A 9136-nucleotide genomic window follows, 5' to 3' on the forward strand; every position below is an offset into this window, starting at 1 on the left:
CCACTGCCTGCCGAAACTCGTCATTGCCGTAGTTCACGGTCTCTCGTAGCCTCTCCAGGAACTGCGCGTAGTCCTGGGCGCCTGGCTCATCCGCAAAGTGCTGCCATTTGGCCAGCGTCGCCGGGTCGTCTGCGAGCCATTGCGCGGCAGCCTCATATAGAGATTGCTGCGCAAGCTGCGGTGGCGCTTCAGCCGTCGCCAGATTAGCGAGGACGTCGTCCGGCAGCGGGTTATCCCCGAACTCGAGGTTCTCCAAATGCGGGTAGCTGAGACTAAGATTCGGTACACGCCCCTCAAGAAGATCCTCAGGCAGGCTGGTCAGCCGGTTACCGCTGAGATTGAGCGATTGGAGGGTGCTCGGAAGGGGGGCGGGGAGGTCGGCCAATTGATTGCTGCTGACATCGAGTTCAATGAGCCCCGATGGGAGGTAGTCGGGGAGGTCGGTCAGCTGATTGCCACTAACCGCGAGCGAGGTGAGCCTGCTCGGGAGAGCGTCCGGCAGGCTAGTTAGTCGGTTGTCGCTTGCGTTCAGGATCTCGAGCCCAGCCGGAAGGTTGGCCGGCAGACTGGTCAAGCTGTTATCGGCCACCTCCAGCCGAGAGAGGGTCGCCGGAAGAGCGTCCGGCAAACTGATCAACCGGTTATGGCTAATGAGAAGATGCTGAAGACCGGGTGGGAAGCTAGCGGGCAGGCTGCTTAGCTCGTTGTGCCTGGCGCGCAGTTCCAGCAATCTTGGCGGCAGGGCGGCGGGCAAAGCGGTCAGGGAGAGGGAGGACAAATCCAGCGAGTGCGAGCCAGTGTTGTCCGCCCCCCTAATTCGTGCGCGTCCCTGTCGCCGATTCTCGGCTTCGCCCTGCCCCTCTTCGGCCGCCCAGTTGTCCAGCAACTGCGCGCGCGCGGAGGCCGGGGTCCGATATCCTGTCATGGCTTCGAGCAAATCCGCCACGGCTCGGCTGAAGCCGCTGAGGTAACTTTCCTGCTCCCCCTCTTCAGAAGCGGCCGAGGAAGAACCTGCACTCCACTGAGCCTGTCCTGTGTTCATCAATATCTCCATCGCCAAAACAAGAATACCCCCGCTCCTCAAGGTCGCGAAGCAGGCCGGGTGTCATGATCATTGTTCACACGAGCCCAAACGCGCAAATGGATCGATACTGCTGCGAGGCTTCCTGCCATTTCGTTGACCAGATAAGTCCCGGAGGGCCGTCAACGTGGCAGCGTTCTGCCCTTAGCAGGCCTACCTGTCGATAAGCTGACGAATGTCGCTGCAGAACCCCGGGTCGCCGGTTGCCAGCGGTGACCGAAGCAAGCCCGGTTTGAGGTTGAACCGGTCAAGCTTCGCAAAGACCAGCTTGGCCCCCATTGCCTTGGCATGGGCACCGCCAGCGCTTACGCGTTCGGAGCGTCTGCCACTCTTCGTTGCCACGTACTCGGTCGAAGGGTAAGCGGCAAGCTGCGGCCGTCAGGCGGCGTGGTTCCATGGCATAAGCGCGTCGATTTCGCCGCTCGGCCAGCCGTTGGCGATACGCTGAGGCGTTAGGCTGAGCCAGGCGCACGGATCGACGTTATTCATCTTTGCTGTCTGCAGCAGTGTTGCGATGGTTCGCCCAGGTTCGTCCGCCGCCGTCGCTACCGGCAAAGAGGCTATTCTTTCTCGTAATTGTTTGTGGTCAGATGGCGCGTTCAACGATGTTGGAGTCGAGCTCGATGCGAACCATCAGTCTGGAAGCGTTCGAAGATGGCACGGCGCGAGACGGCATAGCGGATTGCCTCAGCCAGTTTTGATTTTCCGGAAATCCGCCGCAATGTCTGCTGCCAGAGATCGAAGAGATCTGCGACGACCGCTGTGGAGGCTTGCTGGCGCGCGGCAACGCCTACGTCGGGGCTTTGACCGCGTATGGTCTTCTCGACCTGCCAGAGCTTCGCCATCCGCTCGACCGTCGCCGTTGCCACTTTCAAGCTTCCTGCAACATGCAGCTCATAGAACTTGCGCCGGCTGTGTGACCAGCAGCCAGCCAAGGTGACGCCATCTCTCTTGCGTGAACAACGGACGTATCCATTTCTTGATCTCTGGAAGCGACGCCGCCCACAACGCAAGCGTCTCCTCGATCGACGCTGCTGGCGTCCACGACCTCCGAATCATGGTGTCCATAGATTCAGACATCTCCTAAAAAGGCAACTGTAATGCTAGGATTACCCCTAGGACCTGCAGCGCTCGCGTCCGTCAAACAAGGCGGCCTCAATGGAGGGATACCTTCCATCAGCTGGATGGCTGGATCATCCGAAGGCTCTGGTCGCGCCGCGGAAGCGGTGGCGGAACGCAGCCTGGAAGGAATATCCGACCGCTCGCAAAGCGCATGGGGTCCTGCTGAACGCGCTGCGAGGCGCCTTCGATGGCGCGCAGCCGCGGCCAGCTTGCAACATAGATATCGTTCATCGCCGTCCGCCAGCGGAAGATGTAGTGACTGACGAAGAAACGCGTCATCACACCGACACGACCGCAACAAGAGCAATGCCGGCAAAAGTCGACAACTCGCTGTAGAACTGCTGGACCATCACTTGCGCCGATTTCGAAAGCGCGGCCTGGACAAGGTCATAGAATGGCCCATACCAGCTGTTGATGGCGACGCTGACCTGGACCTGAAAGTAGGAGGTGAACAGTATTAGCGCGGAGCCAAGAATCGACCACGTCGCCCAGGGGTGCGGCGCAACCAACATCCAGCCAGCCGCAAATATCGCGGCGCACGCGGCGAAATAGAGGTCGAACCAGAGAGCCGGCGCCGACGAGAACGTCGCCAACCCGACCTGCCTTTTGCGGCGCTTCGAACAGATTGCTCGCGAAGCCATACCAGACCAGCATCGTCAGTGCGGTCCAAACGATCGCCGAGAGAAAGAACAGCTTGGGTCGGGGGAAAAACGAGAGGTCCGAGCATCTGTGGCCTCTTGGATTACAGGAGACCGTCGGGCATCGTCAACTTAATCGACCGCCGAGCCGAAGGAGGCGCTTCTCAGTTCGAGATTCGGCTTGTCGCGGAGATTTCGCGCCAAGTCGCAAAGGCTCGCTCGCGCGAAGCACGACGGAAGTCGGCGGTGACGGCTCCGGGATAGGGGATGTGGAAAAGGTTCGCGACCTGATTGATCGTGAACTGACAGAAACCGTTGAGCCTGATCGGACGATTTGAAACCCTTCATGATCGGCTTGCGTCGCCGCGTCGGCTGATGAGAAATCTCGACCCGATTGTTAAGAGCTTTGTGCTGGCGATGTTCGACGTGAAAGCCCATCTTCGCCCTCACAGGGCCGTACGAACGGAGCTTGTCCGTGATCATCACGCGCGGCGGCGTGCCGGCGTATTTCAACAGCTTCTTCATGAGCCGCTGCGCAGCGCGTTCGGCGCTGGATCAAGACGTCGAGAACGAAGCCATTTTCTGGTCGACAGCGCGCCAAAGCCAAGTTGTTTGCCCGCGATCGAGAAGGCGCTGCTGCAAAACTACGGGGTGACCACCTGAGGGCCGTGTCCGAGATCGGCCCAGAAGGCCAGCGCCAGCCCGATTTAGCCGGACGGTGGGTATGGGTCCTGGCCATATGTCCACTCGTGTCTGAACCTGTGGTCATGGCCCTGAACTAGAACCTGAGCGTCGCGTCCTACCTTTCCCTCCTTGTGGGCAGCGTCGACCGCGACGCGGATCGCCTCTTCCTCAGTGGCGTAGGGGCCGGAGTACTCGCAATTGAGCGCAACCATCCACTGGCCTTTATGGCGCGTGACGAAGTACTGAACGCTTGCCATAAGCTTGCTCCGGCATCGCCCCTGGGATCGATAAACGGGGTCGTACTCTGCAAATCTGCCGCGGTCGCCTCAACTACCGGATTTGGTGGGCTCCAAGGAGCAGCGCCTTGTAGGCTGGCCTGTTTGCTGTACCCGCGGAGACCAACTGCCGCGCCTTAGTTTCCCTTATTCACGAGAACCGGAACGTAGCAGCTTCAATCGTCGTAGATGTGGCCTAGCTGCTAGCAAGTCTCTCTTTCTCGTTGGAGTCGAAGGCTGGATTGATGGTTGAGTGCTGCGACCGTTTGCGTTTGATCGACAAATGAACCCTCCAAATAGAATGTCGTCAGGGTCCAAACTCCCGGGAGACCAGCCGCACTCGATCGCATTTGTAAGAAAGCGCTCGTGCGGGTCCGACCTTGCCTCTTTTAGATCGTACGAGGCAATAAATTTGGCATCATGGTTGCTCCACTCCGCGGCGCACACGCGGACTTGGAGGCACGCGGACATGACTCGGCGCCGTCGGGAGTGAGAACCCGACGCTGTCCCTACCGCGCCCGCGCGGCCAGTGAAGTTGGCGGCGGTGACTCGGCGCTCACGCCTCCGGAAGCGCTTATCCCTACCACGCGCTGCAAACTTCGGTGGCCAGCCTTCGCCCTTGGATAAGCGAGACCGACCACCGCGGCCCCCCGAGAGGCTCAATTCCCAAGGGTGCTACCAAGCAGTATCGCTGAGAAGGACTGGAAGCACCTACCAGGATTGGTTGGTGCCGATCTAATGTGGCCTGGGGCAAATGCGCCATGGCGACTGAATTTGATACGATTTTTGATGTGATTGAGCGTCACCGCGAGCTTTCGGTGCAGCACGCCGCCGCGGTATCGGTATCCGCGAAACTTGTCGCAGGTCTCGAGTTTCATGCCGCCGACGCGATCAGCGAGGAAAGAAGGTTGGCTCTCGAGGACTATGCAGACGTGCTCACTCCAAGCCGACCACGCTTGCGGACGTGATCAGACTACCGGCTTGGCCGACGGTCGATGGCGATGCCGTGCGTCGCCAACATCTGCGCCTGGCGATAAAGCGGCAAATGCCAATGATACTTGGCATCGATCACATGCGCTGACCAGCCGCTCCGTGGGCCGTGTTCGGGCCCGGCATGCTGGAGGACGACGCCATGACAAGCGCGGCAGGCCAGTTTGGGCCGGCGAGTGACGATTACGCGATACTGCGCCGGTACGACGTCGAGCCTCTGGCTCTCATCGCTCCCAATTTCAAAAAGGACGCCTGCGCAGCACGGGCGGCAGGTTGCAGTGGGCATCAGGGTCTCGACGATGCGCGGCAAATACTCCGGCAGCTGACCGCGGTTGGCTCTGCGCTCGGCAGTTCGCTTCTCGCAGGTTCTTGGATTGGCGTGATCCTCGGCTGCTTCGAGAGCCGCGACGGCCTCTTCGATGCCCTCCAAAACAGGCTGTAGTTGATCAGCGTCCAGCTTTCCGACGATCGACCGAACTGCGCATCTTTCGCAAGCTTGCGCCACGCTTACGGCCTACTGGGTTAGCGCGATGTCGGATCGCGGCCAATCAAAAAGGCAACTGCAGCTAGTTCTTTTCACTTGAGCTGCTGCCGGTTTGATGGACACCCGGTTAAGCTAATCCCACCTTGCGCTCGAACGCAACCGGGCTGAGATAGCCGATGGTCGAGTGCCTGCGGGTCGTGTTGTAAAATCGTTCGATGTAGTCGAACACATCGGCGCGTGCCTCGTCTCTGGTTCGATAAATCTTGTTGGCCGTACGCTCGGTCTTGAGCGAGGAGAAGAGGCTCTCCATCGCCGCGTTGTCCCAGACGTTGCCGGAGCGGCTCATGCTGCAACGATGCCGTGGTCGGCCATCAGGCGCTGGAACTGCTCGCTGGTGTACTGGGACGCTCGGCGGCGAACTGCCGGTCAAGGAGGTTCGCCGGTACGGTCTCGAGCTGTCGATCGCCGTCATCCTTCGGCAAGCGCCGACGTCGCGGCCGCGCCCGCAAGCCTTGCAGGCGCATCAGCCGCTCAATCCGGTGCAGGCCGCAATCCGCCCCGTCGGCGAGCAGGTCACGCCACACCCGGCGTGCGCCATAGGTGCGGTCGCTGGCGACGAAGCTGGCCTTGACCTTGCCGCCGAGCTCCTGGTCGCTGCGGGATCTGGCGCTGGGAGAGCGGTTGAGCCAGGCATGGAAGCCCGACCGCGACACTCCCAGCGCATCGCATAGCCATGCCGCCGGCCAGATCGTCCGGTGCTTCGCGACGAAGGCGAACTTCATGTCGCTTCCTTCGCGAAGTAGGCTGCGGCCTTCCTAAGAAACAGCCGGATTGGCGTCCCCCGGAAGAGCCTGTAACACGAAGCCCAGTGATTTGGCTCGGCGCTGAAGGTTGGCGAGCACACGGCTGCGATATTGTCGCTCATATTGGTCTGCACCCGGATCTCTGTAGGGCATGCCGTGCCGCAGGGTGTTGTAGCATAGAACTGCGATCTTGCGGGCGGTCGCCGTCACCGCCTTTGATTTGCCTGCACGTGAGGATAGCCGGCGATAGAATGCGCCGAGCGCCGTATCGCTCCGTCCGACAGTAGTGGCCGCCAATCGCAACAGTGCGGCTGCCCGACTGGACGATCTTCGTGTGCGTGAAGACAGCACCTTGCCGCCGGAGATTTTGTTGCCCGGTGCAAGGCAGCGCCACGAGGTGAAGTGCTTGGCGCTCGGCCATGCCCTCAGATCCGTGCCGCACTCGCCGATGAGCTTCAGCGAGAGGGACGGACCTAACCCATGGATCTCAGTCAAATCGACGCCGAGCATTCCGTACAGCGCGGCCCTGACATCGAAGGTAGGTGTGTTGACCTGCTTGGTCTTAACGCGTGGCTTTGATAACTTTGCGCCCGCTTTTGCCCCTTTGTTGCTCAATACGGCGATCAAGGCTTCGAGCTTGCGGTCGCAGTCCAGCATCTTCGCCTGGTAAACGTCGTATAGTTCCAGCGATTGACGGAGGGCGAAGACATGTTCTTCCCGGTCGTTGCCCACCAGTGCCGCGCGGATTGTCTCGGTCGAAGAATGACAACGCACGTCCCGATAGGTTGCCAACACGTCGGGATTGCGCTCGCCTGCAACAACGGCTCGGATAATCCGCATGCCGGTCCAGGTGGCGCGGAGGTGGATGGTCACTACCAAAGCTTGAGGGGGCGTCGAAAGCCTGGCTCTTGGCTTTTGGTGCGATCTTTTCAATCGAGCTTATAGGAGGCCTGAAAGAACGTACCCCAGCGTTCCATGCTGTACTTCGCAAGCATGGTCGGCTCAACGCAGCCGCTGCTGCTGCACAATGAGTCGCTTCGGCTGTTGGTCCACATCGCCCAGTAGCGGCCACCGACGCCGACGCTGAAGTTCCTGGTGACGAAGTAGGACAAGACGCCTTCAACCTGGACGCCTCGGCCCCCATTGCTCCGTTGTTCATCAAACATGGTCGTCGGGCGCAAGAGATGATGGTCACGCCCCTTGAAATCGGTCCAGGGCAGGTAAGCGACGTCAGCGTTCAAACGCCAACGCTCGGTGAGCATGGTTTCGGCGCTTAGGCCGACACGAGCTGCATTCCACTGAGTATTCTGGCTGCCAACGACCTGGTCGTCGTCCGGCGCCAAGCATGGAGGTGGGGCAGCTATCTGTACACACCCCCTCGAATCGGAGTTCTGTTCGTAATACGTCCAGCCGATAAAGCCGCCGACATTGTAGTTGGCGGCGCGGAGGAAATCATAACCTACGTCGGCCGTGTAGTAGGTGTACCTCCCGTTGGCCTGGCCTGATATCGTGTTGACATAGGAGAGGTTCGGGGGGAGGCCCCAATCTTCGTCGTTCATGTGTCCTTTGTCGAAGCGCCCAAGGCCAATGTTGCCCTTCAGGAACACCCCCCACGGGCTGTCGAGACGGCCAAATAGCTCCCCGGAAAGTCCGTCAAGTCCGTGATAGGTGAGCCTCGATATTAGCATGCTGGGGTCTTCAAGGCCGCCGGAGGCCACTGCGCTGCGGTCCCATTGGAATCGACCCCGGCTGAGCCAGAGTCGCGATCCGCCTTCGAACGACCAACCGGCCGTGTAAGCAATCGGCGCCGCGCCGGCGGGCGCTTTTGCGTAGAGCGGCGCATCGGGCCAACGCACCACCCACGGGTCGGCGCCAAAATGGTAGTTCAACCCGATCTTTCCGATGTGATAGCTGCTGGAGAGGCTGGTTATGTTCGCCGGAAGAATGGCGAACGGCGGATTCTGCACCGTCGGAGGCGTTGCGACACTCGGCCCGCCGAAATGGAGATAGTCATACTCGACGTTGACCGACCATGCAGACGTAAGTGCTTGCTCGACGCCTAGCCCGATGACGCCACCGAGGCGACCATAGTCGAAATGGGTTTTCTCCTGTGGCGCGCCGCCTTCAAAGTTGTTGACGACGTCGCCTCGATTGTTTTGCCAAGCCACTCCTCCCTTAAGATAGGCCAACGTGCGGCCCAGCGCGCCAAACGCGTAACCGACGCGCCCAGTCCCGGTGGCAAAGACGTTGGGACCTGCCTTGCAGTTTGCACTCACGACAAAGCCGGAGGCGGCGAGGCAAGTATTCGTGCCGTCGGAGACAGCACCGCTGGCATCGAGTTCGACGCCGAACACCCAGCCATTCTTCTGCCAATTGTAGCCGATCTGGCCACCCGCGAGAAGCACTGGGGTATCGACGACATCGCCATAGATTGACGGACCGTAGGATTGCTGAAGGAGGTTCGGCCGTAGCCGCCGCCGAGGTGCCCGCCAATATAGCCTCCCGACCAGTTCCACACCGCGGGCGGCAGTTTCACTTCTGGCTCAAGGTCTGCCGCGTTCGCTGCACCGTTTGCGACGAGCGCAATTGTCGTGGCTCCTAAAAGAAGAACTCCGGATCGCATCCAACACTTCCCTGTATTGTCTCGGCCCACGACCGAGCGCCCTTAAGTTATCGCCGCAGCAAACCGTCGGGGCGGACCAGACGCTAACAGCGACGCGCGCCGAGTCCGCCCCCGAGGATCATCGCAAGCGATTGGTGGTGATGCCGCAAAGAGAGCAAGTCGCGTGCCGAAGTGAATTCGCAGGCTATGCAGGCACTTCGTCGCGGCGTGTGGCGCCAAGTTGCTCACATTGGTCTCGATACCGACAAGGGCCACGTTACCCGAGAGTGGCCCGCTCGCGCGCTGAATGTGTACGCGCGGTGGCGCGTGCAGACCCGGCCCGTGTGATGTCAACAGGAAGCCCTCTGCGCTTCCCCGACTACGGCGCTGTGTCGCCGTTGATTTTAATTTCACCGAGTCCTACTGATGGGACTAGGGTCTGTACCTAAATAGCGCC

At 60.4% G+C, this 9136-nt stretch carries 4 protein-coding genes and 6 pseudogenes; 1 reads left to right on the plus strand and 9 read right to left on the minus strand.

Annotated features, from left to right (window positions below):
• The 5 genes and pseudogenes from IC50_RS36915 to IC50_RS44115 form a co-directional block, all read right to left on the minus strand.
• On the minus strand, positions 1 to 1042 hold a 1042-nt coding region (locus tag IC50_RS36915; protein WP_277996273.1), incomplete at its 3' end, for an NEL-type E3 ubiquitin ligase domain-containing protein.
• A 417-nt stretch (positions 1043 to 1459) separates the two neighbouring features.
• Positions 1460 to 2031, minus strand: a pseudogene (locus IC50_RS36920) (IS66 family transposase); the annotation flags it as partial.
• A 226-nt stretch (positions 2032 to 2257) separates the two neighbouring features.
• Positions 2258 to 2844: pseudogene (locus IC50_RS44110) on the minus strand (SbmA/BacA-like family transporter).
• A gap of 129 nt (positions 2845 to 2973) precedes the next feature.
• Positions 2974 to 3522: pseudogene (locus IC50_RS36930) on the minus strand (IS6 family transposase); the annotation flags it as partial.
• Between the two features lie 26 nt (positions 3523 to 3548).
• Positions 3549 to 3782 (minus strand): DUF2188 domain-containing protein, encoded by a 234-nt coding sequence (locus tag IC50_RS44115; RefSeq protein ID WP_018648284.1) that lies wholly within the window; start codon positions 3780 to 3782, stop codon positions 3549 to 3551.
• Between the two features lie 779 nt (positions 3783 to 4561).
• Here IC50_RS44115 and IC50_RS36940 point away from each other — a divergent pair.
• On the plus strand, positions 4562 to 4768 hold the full coding sequence (locus IC50_RS36940) for a hypothetical protein (RefSeq protein WP_223153709.1): 207 nt from the start codon (positions 4562 to 4564) through the stop codon (positions 4766 to 4768).
• Positions 4769 to 4788: 20 nt separating this feature from the next.
• On the opposite strand, the pseudogene IC50_RS39855 reads toward IC50_RS36940, so the two are convergent.
• From IC50_RS39855 to IC50_RS36960, 4 genes and pseudogenes are all read right to left on the minus strand, one after another.
• Positions 4789 to 5288 (minus strand): annotated as a pseudogene (locus tag IC50_RS39855) (IS66 family transposase zinc-finger binding domain-containing protein); the annotation flags it as partial.
• 113 nt (positions 5289 to 5401) lie between these two features.
• A pseudogene (locus IC50_RS36950) lies at positions 5402 to 6089 on the minus strand (IS3 family transposase); the annotation flags it as partial.
• A pseudogene (locus IC50_RS36955) lies at positions 6090 to 6923 on the minus strand (transposase); the annotation flags it as partial.
• Positions 6924 to 7006: 83 nt separating this feature from the next.
• On the minus strand, positions 7007 to 8482 hold the full coding sequence (locus tag IC50_RS36960; RefSeq protein WP_049802016.1) for an outer membrane beta-barrel protein: 1476 nt from the start codon (positions 8480 to 8482) through the stop codon (positions 7007 to 7009).
• Between the last annotated feature and the right edge of the window lie 654 nt (positions 8483 to 9136).

This window comes from Bradyrhizobium genomosp. I (2014) (assembly GCF_000261685.1).
GTDB lineage: Bacteria > Pseudomonadota > Alphaproteobacteria > Rhizobiales > Xanthobacteraceae > Bradyrhizobium.

Coding starts and splice junctions, on each gene's coding strand:
- IC50_RS36940 (WP_223153709.1), top strand. CDS start 4,562: ATGGCGACTGAATTTGATACGATTTTTGATGTGATTGAGCGTCACCGC.
- IC50_RS44115 (WP_018648284.1), bottom strand. CDS start 3,782: ATGGCAAGCGTTCAGTACTTCGTCACGCGCCATAAAGGCCAGTGGATG.